At 30.6% G+C, this 20165-nt stretch carries 18 protein-coding genes, 1 pseudogene and 2 riboswitches; of the genes and pseudogenes, 14 read left to right on the forward strand and 5 right to left on the reverse strand.

The features are described from left to right. Window positions 1-36: 36 nt before the first annotated feature. Complete coding sequence (locus tag Ccar_RS22395) at window positions 37-744, reverse strand: YoaK family protein (RefSeq protein ID WP_007060517.1); 708 nt, start codon at window positions 742-744, stop codon at window positions 37-39. A 400-nt stretch (window positions 745-1144) separates the two neighbouring features. Here Ccar_RS22395 and Ccar_RS22405 point away from each other — a divergent pair, with 400 nt between their 5' ends. The 6 genes from Ccar_RS22405 to Ccar_RS22430 all read left to right on the forward strand — a co-directional run bounded on the left by Ccar_RS22405 (window position 1145) and on the right by Ccar_RS22430 (window position 7203). Continuing rightward, window positions 1145-2080: a sugar-binding transcriptional regulator gene (locus tag Ccar_RS22405; protein WP_007060515.1), complete on the forward strand. Its 936-nt coding sequence runs from the start codon at window positions 1145-1147 to the stop codon at window positions 2078-2080. An 88-nt stretch (window positions 2081-2168) separates the two neighbouring features. Then, entirely contained in the window at window positions 2169-2567 is a 399-nt protein-coding gene (locus tag Ccar_RS22410; RefSeq protein ID WP_007060514.1) for a cytidine deaminase, read from the forward strand. A 42-nt stretch (window positions 2568-2609) separates the two neighbouring features. Continuing rightward, a complete protein-coding gene (gene deoC / locus Ccar_RS22415; protein ID WP_007060513.1) occupies window positions 2610-3254 on the forward strand; it encodes a deoxyribose-phosphate aldolase in 645 nt (214 codons plus the stop codon). Between the two features lie 362 nt (window positions 3255-3616). Continuing rightward, on the forward strand, window positions 3617-4798 hold the full coding sequence (gene deoB / locus Ccar_RS22420; RefSeq protein ID WP_007063138.1) for a phosphopentomutase: 1182 nt from the start codon (window positions 3617-3619) through the stop codon (window positions 4796-4798). 18 nt (window positions 4799-4816) lie between these two features. Beyond that, window positions 4817-6118 carry a pyrimidine-nucleoside phosphorylase gene (locus Ccar_RS22425; protein WP_007063137.1) on the forward strand — a complete coding sequence of 434 codons (1302 nt, stop codon included), beginning with the start codon at window positions 4817-4819 and terminating at the stop codon, window positions 6116-6118. Window positions 6119-6615: 497 nt separating this feature from the next. Next, entirely contained in the window at window positions 6616-7203 is a 588-nt protein-coding gene (locus Ccar_RS22430) for a 50S ribosomal protein L25 (protein WP_007063136.1), read from the forward strand. A 268-nt stretch (window positions 7204-7471) separates the two neighbouring features. On the opposite strand, the gene Ccar_RS22435 is transcribed toward Ccar_RS22430, so the two are convergent. After that, window positions 7472-7834 (reverse strand): four helix bundle protein, encoded by a 363-nt coding sequence (locus Ccar_RS22435; RefSeq protein WP_007063135.1) that lies wholly within the window; start codon window positions 7832-7834, stop codon window positions 7472-7474. Between the two features lie 314 nt (window positions 7835-8148). Here Ccar_RS22435 and Ccar_RS26530 point away from each other — a divergent pair. From Ccar_RS26530 to Ccar_RS22480, 8 genes and pseudogenes are all read left to right on the forward strand, one after another. Beyond that, window positions 8149-8772: pseudogene (locus tag Ccar_RS26530) on the forward strand (IS607 family transposase). Further along, a complete protein-coding gene (locus Ccar_RS22450) occupies window positions 8744-9904 on the forward strand; it encodes an RNA-guided endonuclease InsQ/TnpB family protein (RefSeq protein ID WP_007063132.1) in 1161 nt (386 codons plus the stop codon). Before Ccar_RS26530 ends, Ccar_RS22450 begins: the two are co-directional and overlap by 29 nt. Window positions 9905-10055: 151 nt before the next feature. Beyond that, entirely contained in the window at window positions 10056-12098 is a 2043-nt protein-coding gene (locus Ccar_RS22455; RefSeq protein WP_007063131.1) for an HD domain-containing phosphohydrolase, read from the forward strand. Between the two features lie 525 nt (window positions 12099-12623). Next, entirely contained in the window at window positions 12624-13604 is a 981-nt protein-coding gene (locus tag Ccar_RS22460) for an HlyD family secretion protein (RefSeq protein ID WP_007064546.1), read from the forward strand. Window positions 13605-13622: 18 nt separating this feature from the next. Next, entirely contained in the window at window positions 13623-14273 is a 651-nt protein-coding gene (locus Ccar_RS22465) for an HlyD family secretion protein (protein WP_007063129.1), read from the forward strand. Between the two features lie 14 nt (window positions 14274-14287). Next, the gene (locus tag Ccar_RS22470) at window positions 14288-15877 is read left to right on the forward strand and encodes a DHA2 family efflux MFS transporter permease subunit (RefSeq protein ID WP_007063128.1); all 1590 of its coding nucleotides are present in this window, start codon (window positions 14288-14290) and stop codon (window positions 15875-15877) included. Beyond that, complete coding sequence (locus Ccar_RS22475) at window positions 15843-16331, forward strand: MarR family winged helix-turn-helix transcriptional regulator (RefSeq protein ID WP_007063127.1); 489 nt, start codon at window positions 15843-15845, stop codon at window positions 16329-16331. Before Ccar_RS22470 ends, Ccar_RS22475 begins: the two co-directional genes overlap by 35 nt. A 175-nt stretch (window positions 16332-16506) precedes the next feature. Beyond that, entirely contained in the window at window positions 16507-16665 is a 159-nt protein-coding gene (locus Ccar_RS22480; protein WP_007063126.1) for a zinc-ribbon domain-containing protein, read from the forward strand. Between the two features lie 67 nt (window positions 16666-16732). Here Ccar_RS22480 and Ccar_RS22485 read toward each other — a convergent pair whose 3' ends face one another. The 3 genes from Ccar_RS22485 to Ccar_RS22495 are packed head-to-tail and all read right to left on the reverse strand — an operon-like array spanning window position 16733 to window position 19554. After that, a complete protein-coding gene (locus tag Ccar_RS22485; protein ID WP_007064544.1) occupies window positions 16733-17524 on the reverse strand; it encodes an ABC transporter ATP-binding protein in 792 nt (263 codons plus the stop codon). Then, on the reverse strand, window positions 17524-18576 hold the full coding sequence (locus Ccar_RS22490) for a FecCD family ABC transporter permease (RefSeq protein WP_007063123.1): 1053 nt from the start codon (window positions 18574-18576) through the stop codon (window positions 17524-17526). Before Ccar_RS22490 ends, Ccar_RS22485 begins: the two co-directional genes overlap by 1 nt. 24 nt (window positions 18577-18600) lie before the next feature. Continuing rightward, window positions 18601-19554, reverse strand: a complete 954-nt coding sequence (locus Ccar_RS22495) for an ABC transporter substrate-binding protein (protein WP_007063122.1) — start codon at window positions 19552-19554, stop codon at window positions 18601-18603. Window positions 19555-19710: 156 nt separating this feature from the next. After that, a riboswitch (cobalamin riboswitch) is annotated at window positions 19711-19900 on the reverse strand. Between the two features lie 153 nt (window positions 19901-20053). Next, window positions 20054-20157: riboswitch (purine riboswitch) on the forward strand. Window positions 20158-20165: the final 8 nt, after the last annotated feature.

Below are 20165 nucleotides of genomic sequence, written 5' to 3' on the forward strand. Positions count from 1 at the left end.
GTTTTGAAGCAGTCCCTTGTTTTTTATCAAATTAGATTAAAGTTTTTCTTCATTAAGTAGGATTAGTGAAAGAATTAATATAACCACAGAACCCCATACTGCTTTAGATCCGATAGATAATGTCAAAAGTCCGCCTAAAAAAGCACCAAATAAAAATGAAAATATTACAATAAAGTAACGAGTGGCTTTTATAGCAGAATCTCTGTCCTTAGTTGTAAAAGCTATATAAGCTGCTTGTGAAGCAGAACGTAAATTACCAGTACACATAGTTGTAGCATATGGAGAATCAACCAATTTTCTAAAGGAAGAAGTTTGAATAGATGCTACAAAGGAAATTGTAACAGTTACAAAAACATTATAAACATTATTAGGTATAAATCCTATAATAAAAAGCAAAGCTATTTCAATGATTAATATAGCACGCTCTGAATTTTTTATAAAAGTAGCAGACGGATTCTTTTTAATGGTTTCGGCAACTACTACTCCTAATATAAAGGCTAAAATAGGTAGGGCTTGTACTAAAGTTTGCATCCAATTTTTATTTAAAGCAGCTATGCCTACAAGGACAATATTTCCTGTTTGAGCATTAGCAAAAACACCATCTCTTCCTATGAAGGTATAAGCATCTAAGAATCCACCAACTATTGCTAGAAGTATTCCTAAATGTAGTGATTCACAAGTTACATTAAATATAGAATTTTTTATTTTGTTCTTTCCTATTATATTTACATCTTTAGTAAGCAAGGTATAAGGACCCCTTTCAACGAAATGATAACTAATATTTATTATACTATTAATTTAAGCTGTATGCATAACACTTTCACAGCGTAATAGACGATATTTTTCAGTGTAATGCTATTCAATTGATTTTTCTTTAATAATTGTAACTTATATTTAATGTAGGATATAAGGATTGTAAAATGATATATAATATAGATAAAGATGATTTAGGTTATTTAGAATTAACTAATAACATTATAGAAATCCTGAGTTTAGGAGGAATATATATGAATTTAAATAAAAAGATAATAGCCTTATTAATAGTAGTTGGTATCATAGCACTTATTACATTAATTTTAATCATAATGTATTTTTTTGGATATAGAATGATCTAAATACATAATAAAGAATAGGAGTGAAACTTGTGGATAGTGAAAAACAACAATTAAGTGTTGAAGTAGCAAGGCTTTACTATCAGTCAGATTACAGTCAGCAGCAAATTGCAACACAGCTTGGTATATCAAGACCTACCATATCAAGACTTCTTCATTATGCTAAAGAAAAGGGATATGTTAAAATCGATATTATTGATCCATTTGCTGATTTGGATAAGTTGGCTTATCAATTAAAAGAAAAGTATCAATTAAATGATGTTCATGTTGTTTTTTCACCAAAGGATGATTATATTTCAATTAGGGAATATATTAGTAAGGAAGCAGCAGAATATTTAGAGAAAATCGTAAAAAATGGGGATATTATTGGAGTAAGCTGGGGAACAACAATGTATGAGGTTGCCAAAAGGCTTACCAAGAAAAACGTTAAAGGTGTAGAAATTGTCCAGTTGAAGGGGGGAATTAGTCATTCAAAAGTAAATACATATGCATCGGAAACAATTACCCTTTTTGCTGAGGCTTTTGAAACAGTGCCTAGGTATCTTCCACTTCCAGTAATTTTTGATAATGCAGTTGTAAAGCAAATGGTAGAAGAAGATCGTCATATTAGAAGTACTATGGAGATGGGGAGAAATGCTAATATAGCTATTTTTACAGTTGGTACTGTTCGAGATGAAGCGTTACTTTTCCATCTAGGTTATTTAAATGAAGCAGAAAAAAGCATATTAAAGAAAAAAAGTGTAGGTGACATTTGCTCTCGCTTTTTTGATGAAAATGGTGAGATTTGTGATGAACAAATTAATAATCGTACTATAGGAATATCCTTAGAAGATCTTAAGCAAAAGGAAAAGTCCATTCTAGTTGCAGGAGGTACACATAAAGTAAAAGCAATTAAGGGAGCATTAAAAGGCAGAAATGCTAATGTTTTGATTACAGATCAATACACAGCAAAAAAAATTTTAGACTAGTTTTAGAACAAAATTTCACTACTTTATTTACAAGTGTTCAAAGAAGTTTTATTATAAAACTATAATAGGAATGAAAAGGAGAATTAAAATGGATTATAAGATGTTAGTTTCTAAAGCTTTAGAAGGAAGAAAAAATGCTTATGCTCCTTATTCTAAATTTAAAGTTGGAGCAGCAGTGCTTACTGAAGATGGAAAAGTATATACAGGATGTAATATAGAAAATGCGTCTTATGGTGCAACTAATTGTGCAGAAAGAACTGCCATATTCAAAGCAGTATCAGAAGGATATACAACTATTAAAGCTATTGCAATAGTTGGAATAGAAAATGAATACACATATCCTTGTGGTATTTGCAGACAGGTAATAGCCGAATTTGGATCAGAGGACATTGAAATAATCTTAGGAAAAAATGAAAACGAGTATATAGTTAAAACATTAGATGAAATTTTACCAGGAGCATTTACTAAAAGAGATCTTATAAAGTAAAAACAATTATAAAATAATAACAGAAAGTGAAGGGGATTTACAATGAATATTTCTAAAATGATAGATCATACAGCCTTAAAACCAAATACAACAAAGGAACAGATTTTAAAATTAATAGATGAAGCAAAGGAAAACAAATTTGCATCTGTTTGTGTTAATCCAACATGGGTTAAGTTAGCAAGTGAAAAGTTAAAGGGTACTGAAGTTAAAGTATGTACTGTTATAGGATTCCCTCTTGGAGCTAACACAACAGAAACAAAAGCCTTCGAAGCTAGTGATGCCATTAAAAATGGAGCAACAGAAGTAGATATGGTTATTAATGTTGGAGAGCTAAAAGATAAAAATGATGTTTATGTAGAAAAAGACATAAAAGCTGTTGTTGAAGCAGCAAAGGGAAAAGCCTTGGTAAAGGTAATTATTGAGACTTGTCTTCTAACACAAGAAGAAAAAGTTAGAGCTTGTGAGTTATCTAAAAAAGCAGGTGCGGATTTTGTGAAAACATCAACTGGTTTTTCTACTGGAGGAGCCACAGCAGAGGATATTCAATTAATGCGTAAAACAGTAGGCAAAGATATGGGAGTTAAAGCTTCTGGTGGTATACATACTAGGGAAGAGGCTTTAAAAATGATTGAAGCTGGAGCAACTCGTATTGGAGCAAGTGCAAGTATAGCTATTATCTCTGAATAGTGAAGATACTTGTTTGGAAGTTGCTCAGATTTTGTATATGGAAAAGTTGACTTAATATAAAAATAATGATGCAACGGAACTTTTTTAGAGGACAGAGGACAATTGACAGAGGACAGTGAAGGAGGATTTTTCTCCGCTTTGCTACGAAAAATCTTTAATTAAATTTTGATGACTTGTTTCGCTAAAGCGAAACATTGCTGATTTGTATAAATTTAAAGCTTCTTTTGCATTAGCAAAAAAGCTTTAAAATAAATTAGTTTTCTGACGTAAGGAGGAAAACTTACCTTCACTGTCCTCTGTCCTCTGTCAATTGTCCTCTAAAAAATGCTTCGCATTTTTTTAAACAGGAAGGAGAAAAAATCATGAAACCATTTAAAAGAATACATATAATCGTTATGGATTCAGTTGGTATAGGAGAAGCACCAGATTCAAAAGAGTTTAATGATTTTGGAGTAAATACATTAGCGCATATTGCTGAGAAGAAAAATGGTTTAAAAATGCCTAATATGTCATCTCTAGGATTGTCCAATATTTATGAAATTAAAGGGGTAAGAAAAGCATTTCATCCCAAAGCTTACTTTGGAAAAATGCAGGAAGCTTCTCGTGGAAAGGATACAATGACAGGACATTGGGAAATGATGGGCTTGTATATTGATAAACCATTTCGTGTATTTCCAGAAGGTTTTCCAGATGAATTAATTAAGAAAATTGAAGATTTTTCTGGCAGAAAGGTTATTGCAAATAAACCTGCCAGTGGAACAGAAATTATAAAGGAACTTGGTGAAAGACAGCTTAAAACAGGAGAATTAATAGTATATACATCGGCAGATTCTGTACTTCAAATTGCTGCAAATGAAGAAATTATATCATTAGATGAATTATATAAAATTTGTAAGTACTGTCGTGAAATAACATTAGATGAGCCATATACTTTAGGAAGAATTATTGCCAGACCGTTTGTTGGTAAAACTGCGGATACATTTAAAAGAACGTCTAATCGTCATGATTATGCGTTAAAACCATTTGGTGAGACAGTAATGAACTATTTACAACAAACAAACTTAGAGTCTATTGCCATTGGAAAAATTTCAGATATATTTGATGGAGAAGGAGTTACTAGAGCAATCAGAACTGTATCTAATATGGATGGTATGGATAAGTTAATTTCATTACTAGATGAAGAGTTTCATGGCATTAGCTTCATTAATTTAGTGGATTTTGATGCTGCCTATGGACATCGTCGTAATCCAATTGGTTATGGTGATGCTCTAGAAGAATTTGATAAAAGATTGCCAGAAGTATTTGAGAAATTAAAAGAAGATGATTTATTATTGATTACAGCAGATCATGGAACTGATCCAACTTATATTGGAACAGATCATACAAGGGAATATGTTCCGCTAATTGCGTATTCCAAACGCTTCAAAGAAGGAAATGATTTAGGAATACGTAAAACCTATGCTGATTTAGGTGCCACAGTTGCTGAAAATTTTAATGTAAAAATGCCTAAGTATGGCGAAAGCTTTTTACAAAAATTAAAGTAAAAAAGGAGGGTAACTAAAATGAGAATGGTAGATATAATTTCAAAAAAGCGTGATGGAGAAGAATTGTCAACAGAAGAAATCAACTTTTTTGTAGAGGGTTATACTAAAGGAACAATTCCTGATTACCAAGCAAGTTCTTTAGCAATGGCTATTTATTTTCGGGATATGAACGATCGTGAAAGATCAGATTTGACTATGGCAATGGTTAATTCAGGAGAAACTATTGATTTATCAGCCATTGAGGGTATAAAAGTGGATAAACACTCAACTGGGGGTGTGGGTGATACAACAACGCTTGTATTAGCTCCTCTTGTTGCTGCATTAGGAGTACCAGTTGCCAAAATGTCTGGACGTGGGCTTGGACATACGGGAGGAACTATTGATAAATTAGAATCAATTAAAGGCTTCCATGTGGAGATTACAAAAGATCAATTTATTCAACTAGTTAACCGTGATAAAGTTGCTGTTATTGGTCAAACAGGTAATTTAACTCCAGCAGATAAAAAGTTGTATGCACTTCGTGATGTAACTGGAACTGTTAACTCAATTCCTCTAATTGCTAGTTCAATTATGAGTAAGAAAATTGCAGCAGGAGCAGATGCAATAGTACTAGATGTTAAAACAGGTGCAGGTGCTTTTATGAAAACAGATAAGGATGCAGAAAATTTAGCACATGCAATGGTTAAAATAGGTAATAGCGTAGGTAGAAATACTATGGCTATAATTTCTGATATGTCACAACCGCTAGGCTTTGCTATTGGTAATGCACTTGAAGTAAAGGAAGCTATTGATACTCTAAAGGGAGAAGGACCAGAAGATTTGACAGAACTTGTGTTAACTCTTGGAAGTCAAATGGTTGTTTTAGCTAAAAAAGCAAATACTTTAGAAGAAGCAAGAAAAAAACTTATTGAAGTAATAAAAAATGGTAAGGCATTAGATAAATTTAAACTATTCCTTAAAAATCAAGGTGGAGATTCATCAGTGGTGGATAACCCAGAAAAGTTACCACAAGCAAAATATAAAATTGACGTTCCTGCTAAAGAAAGTGGTTTTGTATCTAATATTGTAGCTGATGAAATAGGTATAGCAGCAATGCTTTTAGGCGCAGGTAGAGCTACAAAAGAGGATACAATAGATTTAGCTGTAGGTTTGATGCTTCATAAAAAAGTTGGTGATAAAGTAGAAAAGGGAGAAGCTCTTTTGACTATTTATTCAAATTGTGAAGATGTAGAGAATGTAAAAGCTAAAATTTATGAAAATATCTCAATTGCTAGTCATGCAGAAAAACCAATACTAATTCATAAAGTAATTACAGAATAAATTTGTGATTACTGGATTAGTTATATTTTGAGAGGACAGTGAAGGATGATTTTTCTCCGCTTTGCTACGAAAAATCTTTAATTAAGTTTTTTGATGATTTGTTTCGCTAAAGCGAAACATTGCTGACTAATATAACTCTAAAGATTATTTTGCTTTAGCAAAACAATCTTTAAAAATAAATTAGTTTTCTGACGTAAGGAAGAAAACTCACCTTCATTGTCTTCTGTCCTCTGTCAATTGTCCTCTCAAAAAAGGTTGCTTTGCATTTTTTATTATGTAAAATATAAGTGAAATATAGGTCACCCTCTGGACAACAGTGTTATAATAAAATTGAATGTTTAAATCACTAACGTTACCGCATAAGTAGAGAACACGTTTTAATTTAGTGCGAACCACTTACTCTTTCAATAAGAAAGAGGAGCTCAAAAACTCCTACGGATGCTAGCGATTGGATAAAATTAAGGATGGCTTAATATAGGCCAGAGGAGTGATTTATTTTGGAACAAATTATTTTAAATGCAGAGAAAAGAACAAAAGAGACTAAAAAATTTAGAGAAGAGGGATTTATACCAGCAGTAATTTATGGTGACTGTGTTGCTAAATCAGAACCAGTAAAATTTGAAAAGATGCCATTGATGAAAATTCTTGCTAAACATGGTTCAAACGTAAAGTTGTGGATTAAGCGTGGAGATGATAAGAAATTTGGATTTATAAAAGAAATTCAAAGACATCCAGTTTCAAATAAGATTATACACTTAGATGTACAACTTGTATCTAAAGATCATGAAGTAAAAGTACAAGTTCCAATTACATTTAATGGAGAAGAAGCTTTAGCCAAAAATCAATTACAACTTCAAATTCAAAAACCAGAAGTTGATGTTTTAGGAAAGATAGATTTAATACCAGAAGTGATACATATAAATGTATCAGGAAAAAATGCAGGAGACTCTATTACTTTAAAAGACTTAAATTTGGACAAGCAACTAAAGATACATGATAAAGAAAATGAAATATATGCAACTATAACTAAAATGCAAGATAAACCTGTGGAAGATAGCGATGAAGAAGCAGGAACAGAAGCTTAATATAATTTAATAATTAATGTTTGAGAATATAACTATTAATATAAAAAACGTATTAGGGTTGTGAAGAGATAATATCACAGCTTTAATGCGTTTTTTTTATAAAGCATGTAAACTCAGATATAATTTACAATTTAAGCATGATGCGACACGACCTTTTCAGAGGACAGTGATGGTTGCTTTTCCTCCGTTACACTACGGAAAACCTTTAATTATTTTTCATAATTAGGCGACTTTGTCGCAAGCCGTTAGGCTGTGTCAATTATTAATCCTATATGATTTTTAAATTTTTCCTTGTGGTTTTAACAATAGAATTTAAGATTTTATTTAGTTCTTTACATTTAGTAATCAATTTCTCTGATGCGTTAGCATCAATATATTTAGTCGCAATTAAAAGTTCTAACCAATACTCTGTTTCAGATGCTTCTTTAAGAGCTATATTCATCTTATTTAAAAAATCTCTCCTACTTTGACCTTCTAGCCCTTCTTTTACGTTTGCTCCTATACTTATTCCTGATCTAAGAATCTGTTTTGAAATAATATATTCCTTTTTTTCTTCAACTAAATATTTATATAAGTTAACAAATTCTTTTGCAAAAACAAAGGCTTTTTTATAAGTTAAGTTTTCTTTCAATCTTTAACCTCCTAAATTTATTAATTCATCTAAAATATTAGACTTATTCATATAAATTTATTCAGTTTTAAAAAAATGTGAAATTTAGATTTATAAATTAAAGATTTTTCGTAGTGCAGCGGAGAAAAATCATCCTTTAATGTCCTCTGTCCTCTGTCAATTGTCCTCTAAAAATAATACTTCGTATTATTTTTAAAGTTTGACATGGTTTATGCTGTAGAATATACTGAAATCAAAACGAAGGTTAATTTAATGATGAGTAAATTGTAAAAAAATGTTTAAAATTCACTTTTGTGTAAAAAGAGTGAGTACATTTGAAGAACAATAATTATAAACCGAATGAATTTGCAGAGTTAATAAATGTATCAGTTAGAACATTACAAAGATGGGATAATGAAGGAACATTAAAAGCATTCAGGACACCAACGAATAGAAGATATTACACTTATGAGCAATATAAAGAATTTAAAGGGATAAAATCTTCTTCAAAAAGAACAATTATATATACAAGGGTTTCAACTTCTAATGAAAAAGATGATTTAAAAAATTAAGTTGAGTTTCTTAAACAATATGTGAGTGTAAAAGGAATTATTGTAGATGAAATTATAGAGGATTATGGAAGTGGTTTAAATTATAATCGCAAGAAATGGAATAAACTTATAGACCAGTGTATGACTTCTGACATAAGCAATATAATAGTAACCCATAAAGATAGATTTATACGTTTTGGATTTGAATGGTTTGAAAGAGTTTTAGAGAAATTTAATTTAAAAATAATAGTAGTAAATAATGAAAGTCTATCACCGCCAGAAGAATTGGTTCAAGATATAATTTCTATACTTCATATTTTTAGTTGTAGAATTTATGGTTTAAGAAAATACAAGAAAAAGATAAAGGAAGATGAAGAAGTTGAAAAAAGCATACAAAATAGAAATTAAACCAACGGAAGAACAGATAACTAAAATTCATCAAACTATTGGTGTAAGTAGGTTTACATATAATTTTTATATTGCTCATAATAAAGAAGTTTATGAAAAAGAGAAAAAATTTATTAGTGGTATGGATTTTTCTAAATGGCTCAATAATGAATATATCCCTAATAATGAAAATAAATTATGGATTAAAGAGGTATCTTCTAAAGCAACCAAACAAGCTATTATGAATGGAGAAAAAGCATTCAAGAGGTTCTTCAAAGGAGAAACAGGATTTCCTAAATTTAAGAAAAAGAAGGACCAAGATGTTAAAGCTTACTTTCCAAAGAATAATAAAACAGATTGGACCATTGAAAGACATAGAGTTAAAGTGCCAACTTTAGGTTGGATTAAATTAAAAGAATTTGGATATATTCCAGTTAACTCTGTAGTTAAAAGTGGTACAGTAAGTCAAAAATCAAATAGATATTTTGTTTCAATTTTAGTTGAAGAGGATATTAAAGTAGACAAAAAAACTTATTCAGAAGGAATAGGTGTAGACCTTGGACTAAAGAATTTTGTAATCTGTAATAATGGCTTAACTAAAAAGAATATTAACAAAACTAAAAGAGTTAAAAAAGAAGAAAAGAAACTAAAACGTGAGCAAAGAAAGCTTTCAAGAAAATATGAAAGTTTAAAATTAAGAAATAAAAACGAGAAAGGAGAAGCTACTCGTCAAAATATCCAAAAACAAATAGTCAAGGTACAAAAACTTCATCAAAGACTTACAAATATTAGAACAGATTATATAAATAAAACAGTAAATGAGTTGGTAAAGCAAAAACCAAGCTTTATAACCATTGAAGATTTAAATGTAAAAGGAATGATGAAGAATAAACATCTGGCAAAGGCAGTTGCACAGCAAAAATTCTATGAGTTTAGAATTAAACTTATTTCAAAAGCTAAACAAAATGGCATTGAAATAAGAATAGCTGATAGATTTTATCCAAGTAGTAAAATGTGCAGCTCATGTGGAGCATATAAGAAAGATTTAAAATTAGCAGATAGAGTTTATAAATGCTCTTGTGGATTAAGTATGAACAGAGATTTAAATGCTTCAATAAATTTAGCCAATGCTAAGAAATATAAGATAGCTTAATTAAGAAAGCGCTTATATATGTACCCAAGGCTATTTGGGGAATTAACGACTGTGGAGTGCTAAGCAAACTGTAGTAGCTTCGGCAAGGCAGAGTACGTTGAAACAGTAACAATCTCAATATGGATACATTTGACCATATTTTGAGTAGCAGATGAAATTGATGAGTGTTAAGGTCAAAACTTTACTAATTTATTTCATAAATTTTTTATTTATTATAATTTTTACCTCTATCGCATTTAGATTCATCATTTTTAGATACATTAATAGAGTTGAGACTCAAAATTTAAATAATAATTTTAGAGCAGTGACAGCTATACTTGATAGGGAACAAATAGATATGCAAAGAACATGTCTTGATTGGGCTGTATGGGATGATACTTACAATTTTTTATTAGGGAAAAATAAGGAACTCTACATAAAAAACAATATTCAAGATAATACATTAAGTCAACTAAATTTGAATTTTATGTTTTTTGTAGATAAAAAAGGAAGCTTAGTTTTTAGTAAAACGGAAAGTCTAGAAGATAGAACAGAACGTATATTAATAGATGATATATTTAATAAAAAAAATAAGTTTACTCAGGAAATAGTTTTTAAGAATGATAGTGATAAACACTCTGGTGTTTTAATGGTTAACGGAAAGCTATTTATTATAAGTTATGCACCTGTTACAACAAGTGGTGAAAAGGTATCTAGTGATGGAGGCTTAATAATTGGAAGATATGTGGATGATTCCTTGTTAAATTACATAAATTCAATAATGGAATGTAAAGTTAGATTTATAGAAAATACATATACAGACAAAGAAAACAATGTAATGAGAAAAAGTGATTCTATTATGGCTTACAGGCAGATAAGGGATATAAATCAAAACGAATCCATAACTGTTTCCATATCTATGCTGCGTAATGAGTACAATTTGGGTAAATTTTATTTTAAACTTTATGTTGGTATTTTTTTAGTAGTATTGATTTTGGTTATATTTACATTTGTCAGTGTTTTTAATAAAGTTATATTGAAGCGTCTTAAACTTGTTAATGATTTTATTGACACTGTATCAAAAACAAAAGATACAAAGGCACGGTTAAGTATTTCTGGTAATGATGAAATAACCAATATTGCTAATTCAACTAACAAAATGCTATCCAAATTAGATTATGCTAATGATGAAATTTTGGCTTTAAGCTATTCTGATAAATTGACGGGCTTAAAAAACAGAGTATATATGGAAAAAAAGTTTTTCAAGCTAGACAATGAGGATGGTACAAAGTATTCTATAATAATGGGAGATTTGAATGGATTAAAGCTTACAAATGATACTTTCGGACATAAAATAGGTGACAGATTAATTTGTAAAATAGGAGATATATTGAAAAGTATATGTTCGCAGGATGATATTATTGCTAGATGGGGTGGAGATGAGTTTATAATACTTGTTATAAACAAGGAAGATATACATGTATCAAATTTAATTGAAAGTATTAAAAAAGAATGTGAAAAAATTACTGAATTTGGTTTTAAGATAAGCATAGCTCTAGGAAGTGCAAAAAAAGATGAGGCTCAAAGTACTGAGGCAGTAATGAATTTAGCTGAAGAAAGAATGTATAGAAGTAAGCTTACTGAAAGTAAGAGTTCTAGAAATGCAACTATAATGTCCTTGGAAAGAACTTTGTATGAAAAAAATAGTGAAACAGAAGAGCATACTCAAAGAGTTAAAGAGCTTAGTATGAAATTAGGTAAAAAAGTTAATTTGTCAAAAGATGAGCTGGAAGAATTAGAACTATTAAGTTTGCTGCATGATATAGGAAAGATGGGAATACCTGATAATATATTAATGAAACCAGGGAAGTTAACAAATGAAGAATGGGAAATAATGAAGAGGCACACTGAAATAGGATATAGAATAGCTAAAGCTACACCAGGTTTATCTCATGTTGCAAATGAAATACTTTGTCATCATGAAAAGTTTGATGGAACAGGATATCCTCAAGGTCTTAAAGGAGAATCAATACCAATTTTATCGAGAATAATTAACATAGTTGATTCTTTTGATGTAATGACACATAAAAGAGTATATAAGGATGCTTCTAATATTGAACATGCTGTTGAAGAATTAAAACGTTGTTCAGGAACTCAGTTTGATCCAGTTATAGTAAATGAATTTTTAAAACTCTTAGAAGAAGGAAGTATTTAAAGATAATAAACTGAACTTTCGCATATACAATTTTCAGGTAATATAAACATAATGCGACACAACTTTTTCAGAGGACAGAGGACAATTGACAGAGGACAGTGAAGGATGATTTTTCTCAGCTGCGCTGTGAAAAATCTTTAATTAAGTTTTTGATGGCTCGTTTCGCTAAAGCGAAACATTGCTGACTTATATAAATTCGAAGTTTGTTTTGCATTAGCAAAATAAGCTTAAAAATAAATTAGTTTTCTGACGTAAGGAGGAAAACTCACCTTCAATGTCATCTGTCCTCTGTCAATTGTCCTCTAAAAAATGCTTCGCATTTTTTTAAGCTGTGAAATTAAGATAGTAATCTTGTATTTCATAGCTTTTTTAGTTTAATAAATGAAATTAAAAAAATATTACGTTTACATCATACAAATAATTGAATAAATGGAAGTGTTGATTATTGAAAATATAAATCAATTGATATATAATGTTAGCAGACGAACAGTATATATAAGAATAATTCGTGCAAGGAGTGTTAAAATGAAAAAGATTACTTTACTTTGTTTGGTTTTGGCAGTAGTGTTAAGTGGATGCGGGTCTAGCGGCACAAACACAAGCAAAAGTATACAAAATACAAAAACAATTCAGCAATCATCTAGTAATCAATTTATAATGGCTGGGAAAATTCAAGCAAATGACGAAGCAAATATAACTTCAAAAATTTCAGCAAAAGTTACTCAAATATCAGTAGACGTAGGTTCGAAAGTAAATCAAGGAGACGTTATTATTAAGCTGGATGCTCAGGATTTACAAGCTCAAGTTGATAAAGCACAAGCAACGGTTAATACTGCTAGAGCAAATTTAGCAAATGCTTCAAGTGGGTCACGTCCTGAACAAATAGAACAAGAACAAGCTATTGTGGATGGTGCAGCTCAAGGTTATGAAACTGCTAAGAAAACTTATGATAGAATACAAGCTTTAGTTAGTTCAGGATCAGAAGCTCAGCAGCAGCTTGATTTAGCAAAGCAGCAGCTTGCCAGTGCAGAAGGACAATATAAAAGTGCACAGGCACAATTGGAGTTGTTAAAGAATGGACCTACAAGTTCAAGTATAGATGTTTTTAAAGCTCAGGTAAATGAAGCTGAAGCAGGACTAAAAATAGCACAAACTTCCTTAAACAATGCTACAATTACAGCACCTATATCAGGAACAGTAAATGCTAAAAATATAAATGTAGGAGAAACAGCATCCCCAGGAACAACTCTTGTTTCCATATCCAATTCTGGAGCTTTATGTGTAAATGCATATGCGCCTGTTGAAATTGTAAATGGATTAAAAGAAGGACAGGATGTAATGATTAAGGTATCAGAAATACCAGATAAAGAATTTCAAGGAAAAATAACGGTTATAAACTCAAAGCTAAGTTCTGAAAGCAGAAATATTTTGGTTAAAGTAAGTGTAGTAGATCCTAATTCACTATTAAAGCCTGGTATGTTTGCAGAAGTTGGATTGAAGAAATAAGCAAGGGGTGATATTAGTATGGAAAAGCGTAAAAAATTAATTTTTATAATATTAGCAGTGATTGTTATTGCCATAGGGAGTGTAGGAGCTTATTATTGGTATCAAAATACTTACTTTGTTTCTACTGATGATGCTAGAGTTAGTGCAGATTTGGTAAGTGTAACTCCACAAATTCAAGGAAAATTGTTGGAGTTAAATGTTGAAGAAGGAGACTCAGTTTCAAAAAATCAAATATTAGCTCGTCAAGATATGAATAATATTGCAGATTCAAATGTAGAACAAGCTTTAGTTAGAGCGCCTATTTCTGGAATAGTAGTAAAAAAACAAGGAACCATAGGAGAAATTTGGTCACAAGGTCAGACTTTATATACATTAATAGATCCAAATAAACTTTATGTAACAGCAGATGTAGAGGAAACAAAGCTTGGAAAAGTAAGAGTAGGTCAAAATGTTGATATTACAATAGATCAGTTTTCATCACAAAAATTTACCGGAAAAATTAAATCTGTAGGAGAAGCAGCAAATTCTGCATTATCCATATTGCCAACATCAACTAGTGGTACATTTACAAAAGTAGTTCAGAGAATACCTGTAAAAATTGAACTCAATAAGTTTAATGCCAAAATACTTCCAGGAACTAATGCTGTTGTTAAGATTCACATTAAATAACGAGGTGAGGTATAATGGAAGAGAAGGATAAGGTATCATTAAATAGTTGGTTATCATTAGGCGTAGTTGTAATTGGTACATTTATGTCAATACTGGATAGTACTATAGTTAATATTGCTCTTCCTAAGATGATGACTGTTTTTGGAATGCCCATGGATGATGCAAAATGGATACTTACAGCGTATTCATTGGCGCTTGGAGCAATTATACCACTTACAGGATATGTACAAGATATATTCGGATCTAAAAGGGTATATATGTTTGCTCTTACAATGTTTACCTTTGGATCGCTGCTCTGTGGATTTGCATGGAACAGTGCATCCATGATAGCATTCCGTGTAATTCAAGCTATTGGTGGCGGTATGATAATGCCAATAGGAATGAGCATAATATATGAGATATTTCCTAGAAAAAAAATAGGTTTAGCCTTAGGCGTTTGGGGAATAGCAGCAATGGCAGCACCTGCAATAGGACCAACCTTAGGTGGATATATTATTGAAAAGTTAGATTGGAGACTTATTTTTAATGTTAATGTTCCTATAGGAATAATAGGAGTAGTACTCGCAGGTATCCTATTAAAAGGAACAAAAATGCAAAAATTTAAACCCTTTGACATAGTAGGATTTTTATCTTCTACCATTGGTTTGGTAAGTGTATTGTATGTTTTTGGAGAAGGTTCTTCAATTGACTGGACTCAAATTCATAATCCTATTCTCATGACTTTGGGGTGTTTAAGTTTAGTATTATTTGTAGTAAATGAGCTTACTCATCCAGATCCTTTATTGGACTTGAGAGTGTTTAAATTATTTGATTTTAGTCTAAGCTTAATTATAACTAGTGTTTTATCTCTGGCAATGATGGGAGGAATGTATGTATTACCATTATTCCTTCAAAATATAAGGGGATATACAGCTATGGAAACGGGTATAATTATGTTCCCATCAGCCATTGTAGTTGGTATTTTGATGCCCATAAGTGGTAATTTGTTTGACAAATTTGGAGCAAAACCAATTGTTATACCTGGACTTGTAATATTGGCAATAAGTTCTATTGAGCTTTCAACTGCAATAAATATGAATTCAAGCAGGGAACATATAATACTCATTACTTGCTTAAGATCAGTAGGAATGGGGCTTGCAATGATGCCCATTAGTACAGCAGGAATGAATGTGATACCAACAAAATTAGTGGGAAGAGCATCGGCACTTAATAATACCATAAGGCAGGTGGCAAGTGCTCTTAGTATAACTATAATGTCAACCTTAATACAGAGCAAAACAAATTATAACTATCTAAAATTAGCTGAGCAAGTAAATAATTATAATCAAACAGCTATTAGTACCATAAGCACACTTACAAAATCATATATGCATGCAGGTTTATCACAAGGAGCAGCGAAAGTTTCTGCAGTAGCTTATTTAAGTAAAATGCTGCAGGGTCAGGCGACCTTAGATGCTATGGGATATGCTGTTGCTGTAACTGCTTTTGCGGTATTAGCAGCAATAACTTTAACTTTACTTATGAGAAGTAAGGATTCAAGTAAAAAACAAGATAAGGAAGGTGAACGTAATGATGCAAAAGGAGGAGCTGTCATGTCCGAATAATGAATTAGCATCAGAACAGTCTGATAAAATAATTGAAATAATTAGGAGCGTTCAAAAAACACTTAGATGTAAGTTTAATGAATGTGCAAAGAAATATGGATTTACAGCACCACAGCTTGCGGTTATAGTACATTTATACAAAATGCCAGGTATAACTCTTCATGAATTAAGTAATCATTTAATGCTTACTAAAAGCACAGTTTCAGGTATTGTAGATCGCTTATCAAAGCAAGGCGTAGTAGTTAGAGAAATACCTAAAGATAACCGTAGAACTGTGAAATTATCTATTGATGAAAACTTTAAAAACAATAATGATATAGAGAGCATGAAGAAAGAATTTATTTCACATATAATATCTGATGCAGTAAAAAATATGGATGCAGAAAAGGTAGATAAAATTATATATGGATTACAGGAGTTTAGTTTGCTATTAGAAAATAGTAAATGTGAATAATTTATTTTTTACCATTGATAATTATTAATTAGTGTGGTATATTAAATAAGTAGTGTCGATTAAGACAATTACAAAAACAAGATTTAATACGGTTAACAACATTTCCTCTTTTAAGGAACATAGTTTAGATCAGTTTTTAAATCTTAATATTAAAATTAAAAGGAGAGATGTTGAAATGGCAGATAAGACAATAGTTTGTAAAGATTGCGGAAAAGACTTCATATTCACTGAAGGAGAACAAGAATTCTACAAAGAAAAAGGATTCGAAAATGAACCACAAAGATGTCCTGATTGTAGAAGAGCAAGAAAACAACAAAGAGGATTCAGAAAGTAGTATAAAATTGTACTATACACCCTATAAGAATTAATTCTTATAGGGTTTTTGATTTTTCTAAAAAAATTTATACACTGCCAATAGGAATTATGTATGGTTTACCTGTTACAGGGTTTTTTATCATACACATGTTTATATCGTAAACTTTTTTAATATTTTCTTCTATAAGCACTTCTTCTGGAGTTCCTTGAAAAGCAATTGAACCCTTATTTACTAAAATTAAATAGTCACTATATTGTGCTGCTAGATTTAAATCATGAAGTACAGCTATAATGGTTACTTTTTTGCTTAAAGATTTAATAGTATCTAGGATTTCAATTTGATGGTGTATATCCAGATGAGATATAGGCTCATCTAATAGTATAATATCAGTATCCTGTGCTAGAGCTCTTGCAATAACAACTCTTTGCTGTTCTCCTCCACTCAACTGATTTATATATTTATCACGAAAGTGCCAAGTATTGGTTATTTTCATTGCATTTTCAACAATATCATAGTCTTCCTTTGATTCTTGTTGAAATCTAGAAATATGTGGAGATCTTCCCATAAGTACAATATCTAAAGCAGAAAAATCAAAATCTAAAATAGTATTTTGAGGTACTACAGCAAGCTTTTTGGCTAGAGCTTTATTTTTAAAGTCTATAACGTCCTTATTTTCTATAAAAATGGTTTTTTTCTCAGATTCTAAAGTTTTTCCAAGCTTTTTCAACAATGTTGTTTTTCCAGAGCCATTTGGTCCTAAAATACTATAAAATTTATTTTTTTCAAAATTTATGTTAATATTATGAAGCACTTCATTGCTTTCAAAACTGCAGCTTAAATTATGAACTTTAACTTCAGGAAAGTCTATGGCTTCCATTACATCACCTTCTTTTTTGATTTAATTAAAAGATATATAAAATAAGGAGCTCCAAATAAAGCAGTTATGGCACCTACAGGTATTTCAGCTGGAGCTGCTATTGTTCTTGCTAAAGTATCCGAAATCACCATAAAGGCAGCTCCAAAAACCAATGAAAAGGGAAGTAGAATTTTATTGTCTGGTCCCAAAAGTATTCTCACTACATGAGGTATAATAAGGCCAACAAAACCTATTATTCCACTTACAGATACACAAGCAGCAACAATCATAGAAGAAACAACTAATATTACTTTTTTTACTTTATCAACTTCTACACCTAAGCTTTTAGCAGTATCATCGCCTGTGAGTATTATATTCAAATCTTTTGAAAGAGCTATTATTATAAGAATGCCAACACACAAAAAACATAGCAGCAAAATGATTTCATTATAGTTTGCAGCAGAAACGCTTCCCATTGTCCAAAAAACAATTTTTTCAACTTCATTTCTGTTAAATACCATAATAACAGAAATAAGAGAGGATAAAAGAAAGCTTACAGATATACCGGCTAGAAGAAGGGTATTAGTAGGTATTTTGTTTCTTACTTTGGCAATGGTATATACAACTACAGTAGTTAAAATTGAGCCTATAAATGCTGTTATTGTAATTGAAGCTGATCCTAAAAAGGAGCTTTCCAATTTAAATACAAATCCAAGGGCAGCTCCAAGAGCTGCACCAGAGGATATACCAAGAATATAAGGATCTGCCATTGGATTTTTAAATATTGCTTGAAAAGAAGCACCAACTATGGAAAGTCCCATACCAATAAGGGCTGAAAGAAATATTCTAGGAAGTCTAATTTTTGATATTATTAGTATATGATTTTTAGGTATTTCAGATATTGAAATAAAATTATTTAAAAATGGTATTTTACTTAAAATTACACTTAAGGTTTCAGTAAAAGCTATATTTGCTGTTCCAAAAGTACTGGACAATAGCATTATACAAAATAACAAAATTATGCTTACTGGAAACATAAATCTTATCATTTTTTTCTTATCATCTAAATTCATAACTAAATCCCTTCTGTAAATATACTATTTAAAAGCATCAGGATGGATTATCTTGGCTAAAGCTTCTAAACCATCAGCTAATCTAGGACCTTGCCTATTAATAATATCCTCATCAATTTCAAAAAGTTTATCCTTTTTCACAGCATCTAGGTCCTTATATCCTTCTTGTACCTTAATTTCATTTTTTGAATTAAACTTATTTGAACATATAATTATATCTGGATTTTTTTCAATAAGTTTTTCTAAGCTATATTTCCATCCAGTTACATCAGAAGCAGCATTTTTTCCGCCAGCTGTAGTAATCATTGTGTCTACAAAAGTATCTTTACCGGCAGTGAAATCGCCACTTTTACCAAAGCTTACTATATAGTAAGTAGTTGGAGTACCTTTGCCTTTAACCTTTTCTTTTACATAATCTACTTTTTTTATCATATTAGAAACTATAGAATTAGCTTTATCATTAGCGTTAAGAATTTTACCAACATTTCTTATAATGTCATAGGTACTTTCAAAACTTTCAGGACCAGAAAGCACTATAACCTTTATGTTAAGCTCTTCTAATTTTTTTAAATCCTGTTCCCTGAAATGATTGGAAGCTATGACTATATCAGGTTTTAAATTAGTTATTTTTTCAATATTAGGATTTGTAAGTCCTCCGATAGATTGAATCTTACTAGCTTCCTTAGGATATGTACAAAAATCAGTTCTTCCTATCAAGGTATCTTCCTTGTTAAGAGCATAAATAGTTTCTGTAACATTAGGCGCTATAGATATAACCTTTTTAGGTTCCTTTTCTATAGTTACTTCTCTATTAAGCGAGTCTTTTATTTTAAGTGGATAAGTAGTGTTTTTTACTGATTCAACTTGCTTTTTATCTTCCTTTGAAGAAGTGGAGCTGTTTTGGGTACATCCAATTATTGAAAAAGAAAATAGGAAAATAATAAGTAAAATAAAAGATGCTTTTTTCAATTTATACATTTTTTCATTCCCCCTAATTTAATTTTTTTGTATATAAAATTTTGACTTAATATAAGCATATTATAAAAGTAAAGCAATTAAAAAAGCCATTATCCTAACAGATAATGGTTAAAAGCAAAAATATGCTAATATCCCCCATATCCGCGTAAGGTGAATCAGTATCTATAATTTTAGGCAGGTCTCCTGGCTAAGATTCATCATATATTAAGGCCTTCCCCATTACTGAGTGGCATAATGTTAATATACTCATCCTTACAGTGGCGGGACCGCATAGGCTTTTAACCTATTTCCCTTTTAAACTCATAAGTTGTTAAACTTAATAAGTACCTAAAACTTTTATTAAATTAATTATAACACTATTTTGATGTTATCGCTCTATTTAAATTGTATAATTTATATTATAAGAATAATGTGTTTAGTAAAAGAAGTTATATAAAAAACTATTGCATTTTACGAAAATATAGAGTAAAATTTTTTTGTAATAAGAACTTTTTTAAGAGAATATTGTTTAATGTTCACTTGTATAAATCTAGCAATATGGGCTGGATGTCTCTACCGAGCTACCTTAAATAGTTGTAGGCTATAAGTGCATATGCTTATTGAGGCTACAA

The organism is Clostridium carboxidivorans P7 (genome assembly GCF_001038625.1).
In the GTDB taxonomy this organism is placed as follows: domain Bacteria; phylum Bacillota; class Clostridia; order Clostridiales; family Clostridiaceae; genus Clostridium_AM; species Clostridium_AM carboxidivorans.

Excerpts from the sequence above, each read along its gene's own strand:
- Ccar_RS22410 (WP_007060514.1), top strand. The coding sequence starts at position 2,169 with ATGGATTATAAGATGTTAGTTTCTAAAGCTTTAGAAGGAAGAAAAAAT.
- deoC (WP_007060513.1), top strand. The coding sequence starts at position 2,610 with ATGAATATTTCTAAAATGATAGATCATACAGCCTTAAAACCAAATACA.
- deoB (WP_007063138.1), top strand. The coding sequence starts at position 3,617 with ATGAAACCATTTAAAAGAATACATATAATCGTTATGGATTCAGTTGGT.
- Ccar_RS22425 (WP_007063137.1), top strand. The coding sequence starts at position 4,817 with ATGAGAATGGTAGATATAATTTCAAAAAAGCGTGATGGAGAAGAATTG.
- Ccar_RS22455 (WP_007063131.1), top strand. The coding sequence starts at position 10,056 with ATGAAATTGATGAGTGTTAAGGTCAAAACTTTACTAATTTATTTCATA.
- Ccar_RS22460 (WP_007064546.1), top strand. The coding sequence starts at position 12,624 with ATGAAAAAGATTACTTTACTTTGTTTGGTTTTGGCAGTAGTGTTAAGT.
- Ccar_RS22465 (WP_007063129.1), top strand. The coding sequence starts at position 13,623 with ATGGAAAAGCGTAAAAAATTAATTTTTATAATATTAGCAGTGATTGTT.
- Ccar_RS22470 (WP_007063128.1), top strand. The coding sequence starts at position 14,288 with ATGGAAGAGAAGGATAAGGTATCATTAAATAGTTGGTTATCATTAGGC.
- Ccar_RS22475 (WP_007063127.1), top strand. The coding sequence starts at position 15,843 with ATGATGCAAAAGGAGGAGCTGTCATGTCCGAATAATGAATTAGCATCA.
- Ccar_RS22480 (WP_007063126.1), top strand. The coding sequence starts at position 16,507 with ATGGCAGATAAGACAATAGTTTGTAAAGATTGCGGAAAAGACTTCATA.
- Ccar_RS22485 (WP_007064544.1), bottom strand. The coding sequence starts at position 17,524 with ATGGAAGCCATAGACTTTCCTGAAGTTAAAGTTCATAATTTAAGCTGC.
- Ccar_RS22490 (WP_007063123.1), bottom strand. The coding sequence starts at position 18,576 with ATGAATTTAGATGATAAGAAAAAAATGATAAGATTTATGTTTCCAGTA.
- Ccar_RS22495 (WP_007063122.1), bottom strand. The coding sequence starts at position 19,554 with ATGTATAAATTGAAAAAAGCATCTTTTATTTTACTTATTATTTTCCTA.